The 17,014-nt window shown below is 37.7% G+C and carries 11 protein-coding genes; all 11 read right to left on the bottom strand.

The window, feature by feature from the left end:
- Nucleotides 1-231 precede the first annotated feature (231 nt).
- A complete protein-coding gene (locus KI375_RS06560) occupies nucleotides 232-2,283 on the bottom strand; it encodes a glycoside hydrolase family 65 (RefSeq protein WP_212972710.1) in 2,052 nt (683 codons plus the stop codon).
- Nucleotides 2,284-2,307: 24 nt separating this feature from the next.
- On the bottom strand, nucleotides 2,308-4,593 hold the full coding sequence (locus KI375_RS06555; protein WP_212972709.1) for an AraC family transcriptional regulator: 2,286 nt from the start codon (nucleotides 4,591-4,593) through the stop codon (nucleotides 2,308-2,310).
- A gap of 87 nt (nucleotides 4,594-4,680) precedes the next feature.
- Nucleotides 4,681-7,941: a fibronectin type III domain-containing protein gene (locus KI375_RS06550; protein WP_244852350.1), complete on the bottom strand. Its 3,261-nt coding sequence runs from the start codon at nucleotides 7,939-7,941 to the stop codon at nucleotides 4,681-4,683.
- 401 nt (nucleotides 7,942-8,342) lie between these two features.
- Complete coding sequence (locus KI375_RS06545) at nucleotides 8,343-9,878, bottom strand: type 2 periplasmic-binding domain-containing protein (protein WP_212972708.1); 1,536 nt, start codon at nucleotides 9,876-9,878, stop codon at nucleotides 8,343-8,345.
- A 20-nt stretch (nucleotides 9,879-9,898) separates the two neighbouring features.
- On the bottom strand, nucleotides 9,899-10,768 hold the full coding sequence (locus KI375_RS06540; protein WP_212972707.1) for a carbohydrate ABC transporter permease: 870 nt from the start codon (nucleotides 10,766-10,768) through the stop codon (nucleotides 9,899-9,901).
- A complete protein-coding gene (locus tag KI375_RS06535) occupies nucleotides 10,768-11,703 on the bottom strand; it encodes an ABC transporter permease (protein WP_212972801.1) in 936 nt (311 codons plus the stop codon). The genes KI375_RS06540 and KI375_RS06535 overlap by 1 nt, the downstream gene beginning before the upstream one ends.
- Before the next feature lie 302 nt (nucleotides 11,704-12,005).
- Nucleotides 12,006-12,869, bottom strand: coding sequence for a carbohydrate ABC transporter permease (locus KI375_RS06530; RefSeq protein ID WP_244852348.1), 864 nt, complete (start codon nucleotides 12,867-12,869; stop codon nucleotides 12,006-12,008).
- Nucleotides 12,870-12,874: 5 nt separating this feature from the next.
- Nucleotides 12,875-13,792 (bottom strand): carbohydrate ABC transporter permease, encoded by a 918-nt coding sequence (locus KI375_RS06525; protein WP_212972706.1) that lies wholly within the window; start codon nucleotides 13,790-13,792, stop codon nucleotides 12,875-12,877.
- Nucleotides 13,793-13,888: 96 nt separating this feature from the next.
- A complete protein-coding gene (locus KI375_RS06520; protein ID WP_212972705.1) occupies nucleotides 13,889-15,232 on the bottom strand; it encodes an ABC transporter substrate-binding protein in 1,344 nt (447 codons plus the stop codon).
- A gap of 436 nt (nucleotides 15,233-15,668) precedes the next feature.
- Nucleotides 15,669-16,481 carry a PP2C family serine/threonine-protein phosphatase gene (locus KI375_RS06515; RefSeq protein ID WP_212972704.1) on the bottom strand — a complete coding sequence of 271 codons (813 nt, stop codon included), beginning with the start codon at nucleotides 16,479-16,481 and terminating at the stop codon, nucleotides 15,669-15,671.
- A complete protein-coding gene (locus KI375_RS06510) occupies nucleotides 16,474-16,926 on the bottom strand; it encodes an HIT family protein (protein ID WP_212972703.1) in 453 nt (150 codons plus the stop codon). The genes KI375_RS06515 and KI375_RS06510 overlap by 8 nt, the downstream gene beginning before the upstream one ends.
- Nucleotides 16,927-17,014: the final 88 nt, after the last annotated feature.

Below are 17,014 nucleotides of genomic sequence, written 5' to 3'. Positions count from 1 at the left end.
ACTACATGAATTTGTAAATGAGGCAATGCTATACATATAGAATGCTGGAGAAATACATCAATCCATCTCTCAGCTCTTATAATAAAAATAGAAAAAACCTTTTTTGTTTGACGATCAAAATCGTTCCAAAAAAGGTTTTCAACATAATTCTCCTATAATACTTTTTTCTTCTATTGGTGGTGTAATGACTTCGACATTCGACACAGGACGTATTAGTGCTTCTCTCTTCCTCTATAACCAAGCATGGAGACCTTCGTATTTTATCTTCCAGCTCCCATCATCTGGAAACCCTGGGCAATTCGGATTTGGTGCACCTTTCCAACCACATACCATCATCGCTACGGCTGTCAATAAACCGCCATTCCCCGGTAAATAAGCCGTCAATCCTGGTCTTTGATAATTATGCCCATTTGGTAAATAGGTATTTTTTGTTGCTTCCATCATTAAAAAGTCTACAGCCAGTTCTTTTTCTCCTAATCGAGACGCTGTCATAGCACACATCGGAAAATCCCATCCCCAAGCGCTTTCCCAATCCCAAACCTCGTATACCTTTCTGAGTGTATTTCTCATAATCTCTTTATCTATCAACATTCCAGGAAGAATTCCTAAGGCGCCTACCATAGACGGATGGTCATGATTTTTCTCCGTATAGGTTTGTTCACAGTTTTCATGCGCAAGATAGACATCTTTTTTCACAGGAGGGGTAGACATCGATTGAACGACTTTTAACCATACTGGATTCACACTGATATTTAATCTTTCCGCCCATTTTATAGCGATTTCTAAGCCGTACTTCCAATACTCTAATTCATATGGAGGATTCATACTTTCCCCCATTCGGTGACATTCTTGTGCTGGAATCAGTGGAGGACCCAAGATATAGGCAGCTTTTTCTTCATCCCAATGAGCGTAGGAAGCCATAAAATCAGCTGATGCAAAAATCATGTCTTTATATTTTTCCAACAATTCCTCTGTTGGAGAAGCCAGATAAAGTAATTCTGCTAATGCGATTGGATGCGGTTGTTGCCAGATAAGTCCTGGTGCTACAGGAGAAGGACTCTGCATGCCATCCATCCCGACCATTTTCGGCCATCTCGCTCCCTCATAGCCTTGGCTCTTGGCTAAGTCCTCTGCCAGTGGAAGGATTTTATTATACCATTCTAAGCTTTTATCAAGAATACCAGCGCGTCCCCATAAAGGAAAATGAGCTGCATGCCACCAATGCATTTCTAAATGAAATTTTCCAAACCAGCTATTATACATATACCCAGTCTCTTGTGGTGGCAATGAGCCTCCACTATGAATGGCACATAAATATTGAGAAAGAATAACTCTTCTTTCTAAATCAAAAGCCCTTGGATCAGCACTTCCGGAAAAATCAATCGCCCCACCTGTTTGCCAAAAATCTGCCCAGTGCTTTTCGCTTTCTGACAAAACATCCTTTCCTTTTACAACGGCAGGATCACTAGATGAGAATGATACAGTAAAAGCTTGTTCATTGGATGCTCCATCTGTAGTTAAGGTAAATTCATGTTGACCAGTTTGTTCCCAACTCCCTTGTTCCCAACTCCAGTATACTTGGTAGGAATCTTCATCAAGAACTCGCTTTAATAGAACAGATCGTTCAGTATTTTTAACAATCTCGGTTATATGCCGATCATCTGCCTCCCAATCTGGAAAAGTCGCTTTCGCCCATGCACGATCTGTCACATCTGGAGCAGGAAATGAAATTTTCACTTCCATTCTTTGACTTTTTAATAAGGGAGACAATACTTTTACACTAATCACATCTTGATGAGGGTGACAAGCAGTATATACCGTAACAGGCGCTCCATCTACTGTATAATGACTTTCCACAATCCCTGTCCATAAATGATGGTGCTGATCAATATTTTCAATTGAATCATGAGGGATTTCACAATGATCTTCTGTTAAAAAACGAAAGGCTATTCTCCCCAGCTGCAGGCGATGGGGATTTTGTCGCAGCCAATGATAGGCTTCATCACAATCCTCTGGCTTCATTGGATAATCAACTTGCCGTCCATAAGTATCGTAGCTTTGATAACGGATATCCTTTTTAGTATATAAGTTTCTACGCCCTGTATAGTGCCAGCCCCAATTGGATTGTGTCCCAAGTGGACTTTCATATGCCTCAGGATAGGTCTGCACCCCCGTAAAGTCAAAACTAAAACCAAATTCTCCATTTCCAACCGATAATGGTGCCAGTGGCTCTACCTTTTTAATAATTGGATCATGTCGTTCAACTATACTTTTTCTATCCATTCTCACACCTCAACAACATTATTTTTATTCGGCTAAACGGCTCTTTTTATCTTTTAGCATTTCCCGATATTTACCTGGTGTCGTATGTTTATATTTACGAAAGACGCGGATAAAGCTGTTCTCATGTTGATACCCTACCTCAACAGCAATAGCCGCCACCTTTTTATCTGTATTTAATAATAATTCCTCTGCTTTCTCAATTCGTAGTTTTGTTAAATATCCATAAATCGTATCAGCTGTTTTTTCCTTAAATATTTGGCTTGCTAAGCTAACACTAATCCCAATCGAATCAGCAATTTCCGTAATCCCAATGGCTTTATCTAAATGTTCCTCCATATAAGTAACCATTCTCTCACAAAGGAGATTCTCTTTATTTTCCGCTTGCTTTTTCCATTTTTCGCTTGCTTCTTTCGCCCCTTCTTTTAAAAGCTCTTCGATTTCCTCTAAACAAATCGTACTTATTTTATCCACTACTATTTCCTTAGACTTATTTTGAGTTTCTGGATTTTTTTTGCTCCAAATAACATTAATCATTTCGGTTAATTTTGAGTGAACGCTCGCTGGGAAGTATTGTTTATTGCGAAATTCTTGAATAATTTCTTCCACAAGTATCATCGCTTGCGTCTCATCACCTCCAATAATTGCTTCAGTCAATTGTTCTAAGCTAGGCTCGATTTTCATTGCAATATGCGGTTCATTTACATTGCATTCATCAATTTCTATAACACTTCCATAGCTTTTATAGAGTCGATATCCTAACGCTAACTCTGCTTCTAAAACCGCCTCCTTGATTTCCTCTACTTTTTGTTTCACTTGACTAATGCCAACAGAGGCAGTGAAACCTAATAACCGTTCAGATGTAGATAACGCTTTCAAAAACTCGCGTGATAGTGTGGTATTTCTTCCATCATATTGAAGTAAAACAGCAATTTTCCCTGGACCAAAATCCACACATTTATTATAAGAGTATTCCATAAGCACTTCTGAAATAATATTTTGCAGAGCGAATTTTAAAAGTGAGTGATCCGTACTTGGAAATTTCTTTAACCATGCCCAATAGTTATCAATTGAAATAATCGCTATGACTAAACTATGATGATTCCAGTCTCTGAAATAATGATTCCACTTTTCTTTTATTTCCTCTCCGGACTTTAATTCTCCTTGGTAGATATCCAGAATAAATTTCGACGATGCTTCTAGTTTCATCGTATCTAAAGTTTTAGCTAAATGGGCATGATCATCGATTAATTGGCCTGCAACATGCTCCAATTCGTTTAATCCTTGTTTTGAAATATCTTGTTCCTTCATTATAAATAGTTGCTTTAACCGAAAAACTGGGCGAAAAACCTTTATATTCATATAAAGAATGGCTGCCAAGCCAATAGAAAGAGCAATTAATGAGACTATAAATACAATATGACCCACTCGTCGAGATTTCGCCAATATACTTTCCTGGGTTACAAGCGAAACGTATTGCCAACCCGTAACAGGAGATTGCACCTGACTAGCCAATAAAGTTTCATCTTTATATGTAAAATCTCCTAATCTTTCTTTTCTAAGATTTGTCATACTTTCTTCAAGGCTCTTTTTATCAAATGAATAATTTGATACTGAATAAAGGATTTCATCTTGTTCATCCATAATAAATCGAGTACTATCTAGATTGGTTAGTTTTGGTGGATTGATGTTTGCAAATAAAGTTTCCTCCTTTAAATTAATGGCCACCAAACCTTTAAAATCACCATGAATTAATATTTTTCGAAAAAGAGTAATTTCCGAACCACTATTTTTCGCGCCCTCAGGCACCTCGCGCTTTTTCACAACCATCATCTTATCTGTTAGTTCATTGGCGACATCCGTCCATTCGGAATCAACAAACGTTTTTTTCGTTGCACTATAGCCGTGTGGAATCGTTACAAAACTCTTTCTGTTCATATCATATACGTATATACTTTTAATAATGGACGAATTATTGATGGAAGCGGATAACATTTTATAAATCTCTGTAATATTTCCATAAGAATTTTGCTCATCACTTGTAAGAAATTGGTAGACACCGTCATCTAATGCAACCTCTGTCGCAATTCTATTGTTTTCATTAATTGCTTCATCGATAAAATTCATACTGATCTGCAGCATCTGTTGCTGTGGATCATTTAATTGTTCTTGGAGAACAGCTTTAGATGTATTGTAAGATGTAATACTCACAATGATAATAACAATGAAAATTGTAATCGTTAAGAATAACCAAAGACTGGTCTGTGTTTTAAGTAAATTATAATTAAACCATTTTTGAAAAAAATTAGGCATGTATCTCCCCCCTTTTTTAGTATACTACATGCCTAATTATGGAATCCTTTTTTATTTTCATATTAATGGAAGAGTGATTTATATGTTTTACTCCTCCTTCCATTTACCAATCATGGCATTCGTATAGGATTTGAGGATATTATATAAATGAATGGGAAGTACCTGATCATTCTTTTGAGTTTTTGCCAATTCTTTAAAACTCTCCATATGCTTCACAACTTTTTCCTTTTTATTTTGCTTTTCATAGGCTTCTACCGCAGTTAAATGGAGATTCAGTACATGAGCGGATTTCTCATCAGTCCATTCTCCTGTTTCTTTAAACTGTTCGGTGAACGTCTTCATGCTAGCCGTGGCAACCTGATCTGGTGTGATTTTTACTTTATTTGATATCTTTGATTCCCCACTCGCATTCTCTGCTTTAAGGTAATAGACATACTCAACCCCAGGCTCGACGGTTCGATCGTAGAAAGTTTCCACTTTTGCATAGCCCACGTTTTCTACTTTACCATTCGCTTCTCTATAGACATTGAATTGATTCCCACCACCACCTGATGTCCATATTAACCCAACAAATGATTCTCCCACTAATCCAACTTTTAACCCTGTTGGCGCCTGTGGCAAAGGCAGATCAATGACTAGCTCTTTTGAAGGATTGGTCTCACCTATTTCATTCAGAGCCGTAATTTTGTATGCGTAACCAGATCGATTGTTATCAATGGTGTTATCCATATAATGTGTAGTCGTTATATTTTCGATCAGTGAAAAGTTATTGTCTTCATTTGCCTTTCTATAAATATTATAGCTTTCCGCTCCATCCACTGCTTCCCACAATAGTTTAAAAGTTGAAGTTGTGATTTTACCTGTCGTTAGTCCGACTGGAATTTCAGGTAAAATAACTGGGGGACCGGTTTTAGTACTAATACTATTTGTTTTTTCTGATTCACCACCAATTCCAGTTGCTGATAATTTATAATAATACTTTGTATCTGGAGTCAGATTCTCATCCGTATACTCCGGCTTTGTAGCACTCGCTACTTTTTTGTATGGGCCCTCTTTCTCATTTGCCCGATAGATGGAATAGCCAGTCACATCCTCAAGAGCTTCCCATTTTAATTGAATAGACATGCTTCTTGCTTTTATAACTTCCAATCCTTTAGGTGCAGCTGGTACTGGCTCTGAAGAATTGTAAGCAGGAAGTTCCAATTCCTTTGATTGTGGTGACTCCCCACTGGCATTAAGAGCAGATACTTTATAATAGTAGGTGTGTCCCGGTTCGAGATCATCATCCACATATTCTGCCATTTTAGAAGTGGCGACTGCTTTTAATTGATTCACAGATGATGAACGATAGATTAAATAGGTGTCTACATCATTTACAGGTAACCATTTTAAATTTACAGAAGCATCATCTAAAACTTCACCTTCCAATTCAGTAGGGGCCGATTCAGGTGGCTGCCCCTCTGAATTCGGTTTTAGCGCCATAAAATAATTCATTCGCGATGTATTATTGTTAGACCCTGTCACAACAAACGAACCTGCGGGATAATGCTTTTTATATAGTTTATACTTGACTGGTTGATCATCCTCTATCAATTTTCCAGTATCTTCATAAGATGCTAGCCATTCAGGCAATGTGCCAATTCGCGAATCATGGGCAACGTACACATCCGTATCTGCCACCACATGAAAGGAGACCAAATCATCATTAGAGGCACTTCTTGAATCAACTGCTGACCGAATCCATTCCATCCCAATAAGCTCATCAGGTATTGAAGTGAATCGATAAACGCTATTGCCTGTCATTCGATCTCCAGCAACAAAATCTCCAACCTGCAAATTCTTTTCGATTGACCATTTCTTTGCATTTTCTATTCCATTCTTACTATTATCATTGATGATTGCATTTCTGATCCATTCTCCATCCATCCCTACAACGGGTTCTTTGACAGATTCTTCTGGATCAGGATCTGTTGGTGGAATAAATGGCGGTCCTTCCCACTCTGGAGGCGATGTCGGATAATTCTTTGGAAAACTTGGTGCAGCTAGTTCATTTAAATAATATTCTAAGTTCGTATATCCTTCCCCGTGTATATCTCCATTTCGATCTTCCGGATTATTGGGATCTAATCCATTTTTAATCTCCCATTCATCTGGCATACCGTCTCCATCCGAATCAAGAGGCAGTGTTCCCTGTTGAAGAGTCGGATATCCCCCTACATCGTTCTCATGTCCGATGATAACACCTGTTTGATCTCTGACACTGTCAATTACACGTTTATCTACATCATCACGAGTCAGTGATGCACCCGAGTAATCTAATACATACTCATAGGCTTCTTCTGGTTCCTGTGTATGCACTAAAGGATATTCAAACCGTTCTGGAACGACTACACTTGGTCTTTCAGCCTCAATCATATCAGTACCTGTGTCCGTCCCATCAAGGATGCCATTTTGATTATGATCAAGGCGATTATTCTCAAGAAATACTTGATAGTTTTCATTTCCTCTAACAATCGCATATTCAGGATCTTTAGAATTTAAACCTGCAATAAAGTAATTTCCAACCACATTTCCATAACCTTTGGTACCTGATTCCCCTCCTGCTACATATGGATATTGGCCCCAATTATAGACAATATTGTTAACAAAATCGATCTGCCCTTTAGTTTTCGGATTACGATCATTATTATGAGCGTATACATTATGATGCATTGTAATTGTATTCATTTCAATTAAACCACCCATTGAGTGCGTAAGAAGCCCTTCCGACATAATCGACCATTGGACAGTAATATTTTTTGATTTAGGATCTTCATAGTTTTTGCTTTTAATAGACAAGACTTCATCGGTAGCCCAGGAAAACGTGCAATGATCAATGATCACATTTTGACTATCTTCTATATACATCGCATCATCATTAAAGTCTTCTTGGGCGCCCATACGAAAACGGATAAACCTGATAATAATATCTTGCGAATTAATGAAACGAAGTGTGTTTCCCCGTATGGTAATGCCATCTCCTGGGGCTGTTTGTCCTGCGATCGTGATATTGGACTTGTTGTTCACAACGGTCTTGGGTATGGTAATTTCACCTGATATATCAAAAACAATTGTCCTTGGCATATCACCCGCAGTCATTAAAGCGTCATGGAAAGTACCTGGACCTGTTAGCTCTCGACTTGTGACATGATAAACTTCCCCACCCCTGCCTCCAACTGAGGCATAACCAAATCCTTCTGCACCTGGGAAAGCTGGCAATTTGCTATTATCCGCTTTTGCAGAATGATCGTATGGTGGAAAAATAGCCAGACATAATACAACTGATAACATGAGGGTCAATATTCTCAAATATGATACCTCCTAAGATAAAGATAGACTCTCGGCATTCACCGAGTTAGATGATACAAGGTTTTCTTACTATTTTTTTATTTTTCCTCCTAAATTTTATAGGGACTATTCCATCCTATATTGAATGAGATTATCATCTACAAATGGTGAGTCTGCTAGTCATCGTTGATTTCCGTTCTATGATGCTTTCCAGGAGCATACGGTGATCCTCCTCATTGCTCATTTCATGCTAGCCTCATTACACCATACCGGCCCGCTACTTTTCTCCACCTTATTTGTGCAAATGTCTAAAACACAACATACTTTGCTGATGTACTTCATTGACTTAAAAATAATGCGAAACTGCCATCAGTAAGAGCTTCTTCATCCCCGACTGATGGTGAGCATGTTTCGCAATTTTTTCATTTTACTTTTTCATACCATTCCTGGACCCGTTCTGTTACAGTATCACCGCCAGATTCCTTCCATCTATCCACAAATTCATCAAATTTTTCAATCGGCCATTCTCCAATGACAATTTTGGTTAAATATTCCTGAAATAACTTATGAGACTGAATATCAGGAAAACCATCATAGACAGTACTTGGTAATCCATCTCCTGCAATTCGTCTTGCATCTTGGGTACTGATTTCAAAAATATCTTTCACCATTTTCTGCTGATCCTCTGGAAATGTTTCTTCAATTCTCTTTTCCATGTCCTCTTCTGTTGTTAAGTTCCTCATTCCTAGTGCAATTGGTGTTTCGTCTGTAGGGGGAATTAATACCTTTTTGCCATCCTCAACTTTGTGCTGTGCTCCCTCTATCCCAAATTGCACGAATTCTTCATTCGCATCATCATAAAAGAAGTCTAATAATTTCAGTGCAGCTGCCGCCTTATCTTCTGATGAAAGTGGGATCATCCATTCCGCTTCTCCCATACTCTTTTGGGTTACAAAACCTTCATAGCCCTCGACTTTTGGTAAAGGCATCCCGACAATATAAGCATCCGGAGCTCCTACCTTCATGGCTTCATAGCGCTCATGCAAGTTTGCTGGCAAATGATACCAGCTCCCTACTAGGTTATTGTTAATTTTTGCTGTCCATACCTCCCCTTTGTTTAAAAAGGTCTCATTGTCTAATAGTTTCTCCTCGTATAAATCACGAAGAAATTCAATAGCCGCCCTCATATTTTCTGAAGTACCTGCATAATTGATCTCACCATCGTAAATATCCCATTCAGGATTTCCTTCCCACATTGCCACACCATATAAAGCGAAAAGATGATCCATCCATTTTCCAAACTCTCTACCTGAAGTTGGTAATTCATCTTTTTCACCATTTCCATTAGGATCCTCATCCCGAAAGGCTATCAGTAGTTCTTTATATTCTTCCAATGTTTGCGGCATTTCTAGTTCAACCGCTTCAAGCCAATCCTTCCGTAGTAATGGCGCCCTTTCTGGAACAAGAAATACCTTTGGAATATAATAGATTTTTCCATCCTCCGACGCACTTCTAACAACATCCCATGCTTCTTCAGGAATATTCTTCCACACATTTGGAGCGTATTTAGGTAATAAATCATCAAGTGCTAACGCTCCCCCTTGTGTAATCAAGGTTTGTTCAACCCCGCCAATTGGACGTAATATATCTGGTAAATCATCTGAGGCAATCATATAATTTAACTGTTCTGCCGGATCAGAGCCCGCAGGTGTTGTCATTAACTCATATTCAACACCGGTTTTATCCGCGATATATTGGACATGCGGGTCATCGCTACCTGGAATGGTCCCTTTTCCTAGGTGACTTTTATACACTTTGACTTGCACAATTCCATCATCCGCATCTTCCCCACCTGCGGATTGTTTCGCTTCATTTTTACCACTACATGCCATCATTGTGATAGATGCCAATAGTAAAATAGCTAATAGAAAACAGCGCCTTCTAGTTAATCTCACCATCACTTTTCCCCCTATTTATTTTACTCTTTCAGTGATCCTAGTACTGCTCCTTTTACAAAATACTTTTGTAGATAAGGATAGACTAATACAATCGGAACAGTTGCAAAGATAATTGTTGCTGCTTTTAACGTTGTCGTATTAAAATCAAAATCTCCAACTATAAGATTCACTGCTGCCAACTCCTCTGGTGCTACAAAATATTCCCTCAATCTTAGCTGGAGCGGATACAAATTTTCATCTCGTATGAAAAGAATGGCTCGCATAAATGTATTCCAATAACCTACAGCATAAAATAAGCTGACTGTTGCAAGCACAGGTTTGGAAAGAGGCAAATAAATTTGAAATAAGAGGCGAAAATCATGGCAGCCATCTATTTTCGCTGCATCATCCAAATCACTAGGAATCCCCATAAAAAAGGTTCGGATAATCACCATATTAAATGTGCTAATTAAGCCTGGTATAATAAGCGCCCACAAAGAGTTCATCATCCCTAACTCTCTTACTGTTAAAAAGAAAGGAATCATCGGGGCATTAAAGATCATTGTAATCACAATGCCTAGCATAATCGGCTTCTTAAGTAAAAATTCTCTACGTGATAACGGAAAAGCTGTTAAAACAGAAAATAACATACTAAGAAGTGTACCCACTACTGTAATATAAACCGTGACAGCAAATGATCTCCACAAAACCTTATTTTGAAGAATATGTTCCCAGGTACCTGTTGTAAATTCTACTGGCCACAGGAAGACTTTTTTAGAATCAGCTGCGATCGGTGAACTAAACGAAACCGCCAATAATTGGAGTAATGGAGCGATCATTGTCAAAGCAGCCAAAATAAGAATCACATAGTTCAATACCTGAAATGTTTTTTCTCCTGTTGATATTTTCATTACCACAGCCCCTGATCTGTTTTTCTAGCTAAACGATTAAATATCCATAGTAATGCAAATCCAATGACGGATTGGAATAGTCCAATGGCCGTTGTCATACTATATTGACCTTGTAACACACCAGCCCGATATACATATGTTTCAATAATATCGCCTACTGAATAAGTCATCGGTGTTAATAAATTAAAGATTTGATCAAATCCTAGTTCAAGGAAATTACCAATATTAAGCAGGAACAACACCAATATAGTAGGAAATAACATCGGAATCGTAATGTGGATCGTCTGCTTCCATCTGCCTGCTCCATCAACTACAGCCGCTTCATATAAATTGGGATTAATCCCTGCGATGGCAGCTAAATAAATAATCGTCCCCCAACCAATTTCCTTCCATATACCAGAGAGCACAACAATCGTACGAAAATACTTTTCTTCCTGCATAAATAAAATCGGATCTACATCAAAGAATCCTAAGATAGCGTTTACAATTCCTTGAGTGGATAATAGCTCAAATACAATTCCACCAACCACTACCCATGAGAGAAAATGTGGTAAGTAAAACAAACTTTGAAGGGTTTTCTTGGCAAGAAGTACCCGAACCTCATTAAATAATAAAGCTAAAATGATCGGCGCAGGGAAACTAAACACCAATTGATAAAGAGCAATGGTTGCCGTATTTCTTAATACAAGAAAAAAATCTTGGTAAGAAAATAAGAACCGAAAATTATCTAAGCCTACCCATGGACTACCCCAAATCCCCTTAAAGATTTGATAATCTTGAAAAGCAATCACACTTCCAAATAAGGGAATATATTTAAATATAATGTAATAAATAATCCCTGGCAAAATCATAATATATAGCATCCAATGTTTTTTTATGTTTTCTACATAGCGATTTTTTCCCCTTCGCAGATTCAACTCCTTTTTCGAACTCATTTCTGTCTGATTTTGTGCGGATAACTCTGCCAACTTTCCACTCCCCCCTTTATGCTAAAATAATGTTCATTCGCTATTATACCGACGGCTCAACGGAACGAACAATTGACCAATCTTCCATTTTATGCACAATTATCTTTAATTCTGGAAAAATATTGGATTTGTGCATAGCGTAAAAGAATTGTTCATAAGTAAAATGTTAAGAAATGCAAAAAAGAACAGGGTATATATTGCTATACCATGTTCTTCCATCTCTAACTATCGAAAATTTAATCAAAAACGATTTGGTAAATAATTTTTATTTATCCCTTTGCTCCGGATATCACAATCCCCTGTATAAAGTATTTTTGCGCAAAGAAAAACAGGAGTAAAGGCGGGAGTACAGCCATAACTGACCCAGCCATTAATAAATTCCAAGGGGTCTGCGCATAGGTGGCCGTAAAATTAGCCAATCCCAATGATAATGGGTACAAATCCGAATTATTTAAATAGATTAATGGTCCCATCAAATCATTCCAGCGAAACATAAATTCCATAATCGCTGCGGTTGCCATCGCCGGGACTGAAAGTGGGAGAATGACTCGAAAAAATAAAACCGTGTAGCCACCCCCATCAATTTTCACCGCATCATCTAACTCACGGGAAATTCCTGTGTAAAACTGCCTTAATAGAAAAATTAAAAAGGCACTTCCTCCAAAGGCAGGAATAATAAGTGGTAAATAGGAATCGACCCATCCTAATTTGTTAAAAATTAAATATTGTGGAATCATCGTCACTTGCTGAGGAAGCATCATCGTGCTCAAAACAATGGCAAATAGAATTAGACTTCCCCTCGCCCGTAATCGGGCAAATCCAAAGGCAACCATAGCGGAAGTGAACACCGTAGCAAAAACTGAAATCGCGGTATACCAAACCGTATTCCAGATATATTTTCCAAAGGGATGGTCTGAAAATACGTCTACGTAGTTTTTCCATTGTAAAGGGTATGGAAACCATTCAGGTGGTAATTTAAATACCGCCCCTTGCGTTTTGAACGAAGTGGTCACCATCCAAAATAAAGGAAACATAAAGAGTAGTAGCCCAAGTAAAATAAGAAAATAGACTAAAACTTTTCCTGCTACTGATAATTCACCGGGAGCATAGCTTCTCTGTCTTCTTCGCTTCACTTTTTCTACCTCCTTGTTTCGGATTCATAATAGACATAGCGCTTGGAAACGAGCAGGGATAACATCGTTAAGGCAAAAATGATAATAAAAAGGATCCATGCTTGGGCGGATGCATACCCAATTTTAAAATCAGCAAAGGCAGTATCAAAGAGATAATATACGTAAAAATAGGACATCCAATTGGGCCCACCCTTTGTTACAACATATGCTTGAGTAAAGATTTGAAAGGAACTAATAATCGCTATGATTGAGTTAAATAAAATAACAGGAGAAATCAGTGGTACTGTAATATTAAAAAACCTACGGATTGGTCCTGCCCCGTCCATGGAAGCGGATTCATATAAGTCATTAGGTAAACTTTGCAAGCTCGCTAAGAAAATGATCATGGTGCCACCCAGTGCTGTTAATTGCATTAACACAAAGGATGGAATCACTGTTTTTGCATCTGTAAACCAACCAGGACCATCGATCCCAAAGACTGAATATAGAACAGAGTTAACGATCCCAAAATCAGGGTTTAACAACCATGCCCATAAAAAAGCAATCGAAACACCAGAAACCACTGTCGGAGCATAAAACATTGTTCGGAAAAAGGCTTGCCCTTTAATTTTCTGATTTAATAACAGTGCGAGCACTAATCCCGCACAAATTGTAAATGGAACAGCTAAAACAGCATAATACACTGTTACACTTAAAGATTTATAAAAAAGATCATCGGTAAATAAAACTTTATAGTTCCTTAGACCAATAAATTCGATTGCATCAGTAATATTATATTTTGTGAAACTAAGAAAAAGGGATGCAATGATCGGCCCGCCAATAAAAAATATAAAACCAAGTACCCATGGTGAAATAAACAACCAAAAAGCGACTTCTTCTCGTTTTTGTTGGTTTTTGAAGCCGCTCCTTCTCTTTTTCTTCATTCAAATCCCTCCTTATGTTGAGGTGTTTAGTTATACGCGACCGTCTTCCTTAAAATCACTTAGCATAGAAAACGGCCGGTGTACTGTTTCCCGTCTTTATTTATCCCCTGTCGCCCGTAATTGCGCATCCAAATCATTCAGACCTTCGTCTATATCTTTTGTGCCATCGTATATCGCATTAATATTTTGATTAATTGTATTTAATATGGTTGAAAAGTTACGAATTAAATGGTTATCTGCTTCAAATCCATATTTAATAGCACCTTCATGTAGTTCTTTTAGTTGCTCATTGGTCATCCCTGCTTGCTCAGCAACATGGTCTAACCATAGATCCATTAGCTGACTATTAGCTGGTGTTTCATTCGTCATTTCAACCAGTTCTTTCGCTCCTTTTTCAGGATCGATCAAGAATTTGATGAATTCCCACGCTTCATCTGGATGCTTACTTTTAGCGCTAATATTCCAAGGATCCACATACATTGGAATTCTCCGATTATCTACTGTGTAAGGCATGGGTGCAATTCCCCATTGGAATTCTGCAGGTTGATAACTACGAACGCCCCAACCGCCATTAATCGTCATCGCCACTCGACCAGTTAGAAAAGGATCGCCAATTTGCGAAACCGCATCCAATTGTGATTGTGTCGGGGATACTTTATGCTCATGAATTAAATCATAATGTGCTTGAATAGCTTGCCTATTAGCAGGATCATCCAATACATTCGGTTCTCCAATCGCTCCCGTTTCATAAGCCTCTTCTTTGAAAAGATCTCCACCCCAAAGCCAAGCGTCACGATTTCCATGATTGGTATTTAATAATCCAAAGACCTGATTATTTTTATCGCCTATGTTTTTCGTTAATTTTTTTGCATAGTCAACCATTGTATCGTAATTCCAAGATTCATCATCCCAGTCAGTGGGCGGATAATCCAATCCAGCCTCATCAAATAATTCTTTGTTATAAAAGATATAGGAACCCATTGCTAAAATTGGAACCCCATATTTCTTCCCGTCAATTGTATAAATATCAATAAGCTTCTCATCGATCCCTTCAACTGCATCAGGATCTTTTTCTAAATATGGGCTTAAATCTAATAAGGCACCTAGTTCTTGGTATGTGGCAAATCCAGAATCTGCCCAGTTTGATGACCAAACATCAGGTACATTTCCGCCTGCAATCATCGTTTGCAGCTTCTGATCGATCTGTTCTTGAGGAATTTCTTGAAGCTTAATTTTAATATCAGGATTCTCTGCCTCAAAATCCTTTACCATCTTCTCCTCCCAAGCTTTTAACACCGGATCACTACGGACTAACCATGTCAACTCCACCTTCTTTTTTCCAGCCTTTTCGTTTCCGGTAGAACTACACGCCGCCAACCCAAAAACCGACACAAAAATCAAACAAACGGTCAATACTTGAAATGCTGCCTTTCTCGTCATCTCGCGACCCCCTTGATATTTTGTGAAAAATAAGGATGACTTGTCCTTTAGCAGAAAATCATCCTTAAACTAACAATATTCATTTTAAAAGGAAATTATTCTTAAACGGTTTATACTAATAGCCGGAGGATTCCAAAGTTGAATAATAGGATTGTTGAGGGATTAACATTTGGAGAAGTTGTTATGAAGTTTCTGAGGCTGTCCAAAAAGTCTTCGGAAAAAAGGAGAAATGAATAGATAATAACGGGGTCGGTTCACGGGGAGAAAACCTAAATTAGCATTAGAAAAGAGGCTGAGACAAAAGTGTTTTCACACAAGACAGAACCGAACTACTAGGTTCATATACCCCTTTTGAAGGTTAGCATTTTAGTTCTGTCCCAGCCTCCTTCTATAGCATTTAACTTCATATTTAGCATAACAATCAGAAAATATTTGCCTATTGATTGCTGGCTCTAGTGGCTTCCTTTGAAATAGTTACTTTCCAGGAAACTATGGTAGTGCTATCTCTGACATTATTATCTTTGATATTCTTCAACATAGACTGAATGTTTTCGCCATCTTTAGAGTTAAAGAAAGAATTATAAATGTTTATCGGACTTGAATATGGTTCATTAGGGCATTCAATTAGACCATCAGTGGTTAGAAAAAGGTGATTTTCTCCTTGTCTTAATTCTTTTATCCCCATACTGAAACAAGGCACTTCCTGTTCAAATGTATTTACTTGTCCTATCCATTCATAGAATTGTCTTTGATTTAATTGGTACTGACCTAGTGTAGATAGTTCTGGATGAAATAAATAGAGAATACAGTCCCCAACTGAAAACCACCACACATATTTGTCTTTTCTTACCACAATTAAACAAGCAGTTTCTCCTTTGACATTTCGACAAGTAGATAAAAATTCTTGAGATTGGAACATATTTAATATTTGTTCTTCGAACATCTTAAATGTTTGATGAGTTGTCGGTAAAGATAGTAAATCTTTTATTTGAGAACTATCATTAACGAATTGTTCTACAATTATTTCGGCACTCTCTGATGTATTATGTGCGTCTAGAAGAATGATGAATTCCCAATCTTCCTTTTCATTTAACCATACCAAACATCCATCTTCATTCTTATATTGTCCTGCATTCGAATTACCACCATAACGCCCCACCACAATATGATTGAGTTGAAGAATATCTGGTTTATCGACGAAATTTTCTTGGCTCCCTATCCAGTTAAATTCTACGATATGGTTACTCATTTTCATTTCTCTCTAGATATCTTTTTATACGACTGCAAAGTTCAATAACATCGTTATTGTCCCCCATAGGGGCATCTTCCCAATCATAAACAGCATTTGGTCCCCAATATTCTTTAGGTGTATTTGGATAACGAGCTACTAAGTGCATATGAAGATGAGGAACAGCATCACCCATAACGTATGAATAAATATGTTCAGCATTTTCACTTTCTAATAATGCTTTGCTTACTCTAGCGATAATCATACCAAATGCTTTTGCTTCTTCCATATTCATATCCCCAAGTGTCGGAGCGTGTCTTTTTAAATCAATCATAATATGACCTAAATAGTTTGAATTTTCATTTCTATCAATATGACCAACGTAAACATATTCGTTCTCATAAATCATAACTCCAGATGTTTCAATATTTCCATCGTGTTTATTGCAAATAAAACACTCTTTCACAGGAATTCTCCCCTTTTTAATTATTTATAGAATTATAATATAAAAGATGTAGTATTGGTATAATTTTCTAAAAGTTCGTATTTCCCTG

The sequence above is a fragment of the Bacillus sp. J14TS2 genome (assembly GCF_018333015.1).
Taxonomy (GTDB): Bacteria; Bacillota; Bacilli; order Bacillales; family Bacillaceae_C; genus Lederbergia.
Note: the sequence above shows the minus strand (reverse complement) of the source record. Positions and strands in the feature narration are given on the sequence as shown.

What these genes read in the sequence shown, in the direction of transcription:
- KI375_RS06545 (WP_212972708.1), bottom strand. Translation starts at nt 9,878, where the DNA reads ATGGTGAGATTAACTAGAAGGCGCTGTTTTCTATTAGCTATTTTACTA.
- KI375_RS06535 (WP_212972801.1), bottom strand. Translation starts at nt 11,703, where the DNA reads ATGAGTTCGAAAAAGGAGTTGAATCTGCGAAGGGGAAAAAATCGCTAT.
- KI375_RS06515 (WP_212972704.1), bottom strand. Translation starts at nt 16,481, where the DNA reads ATGAGTAACCATATCGTAGAATTTAACTGGATAGGGAGCCAAGAAAAT.
- KI375_RS06540 (WP_212972707.1), bottom strand. Translation starts at nt 10,768, where the DNA reads ATGAAAATATCAACAGGAGAAAAAACATTTCAGGTATTGAACTATGTG.
- KI375_RS06560 (WP_212972710.1), bottom strand. Translation starts at nt 2,283, where the DNA reads ATGGATAGAAAAAGTATAGTTGAACGACATGATCCAATTATTAAAAAG.
- KI375_RS06555 (WP_212972709.1), bottom strand. Translation starts at nt 4,593, where the DNA reads ATGCCTAATTTTTTTCAAAAATGGTTTAATTATAATTTACTTAAAACA.
- KI375_RS06525 (WP_212972706.1), bottom strand. Translation starts at nt 13,792, where the DNA reads ATGAAGAAAAAGAGAAGGAGCGGCTTCAAAAACCAACAAAAACGAGAA.
- KI375_RS06520 (WP_212972705.1), bottom strand. Translation starts at nt 15,232, where the DNA reads ATGACGAGAAAGGCAGCATTTCAAGTATTGACCGTTTGTTTGATTTTT.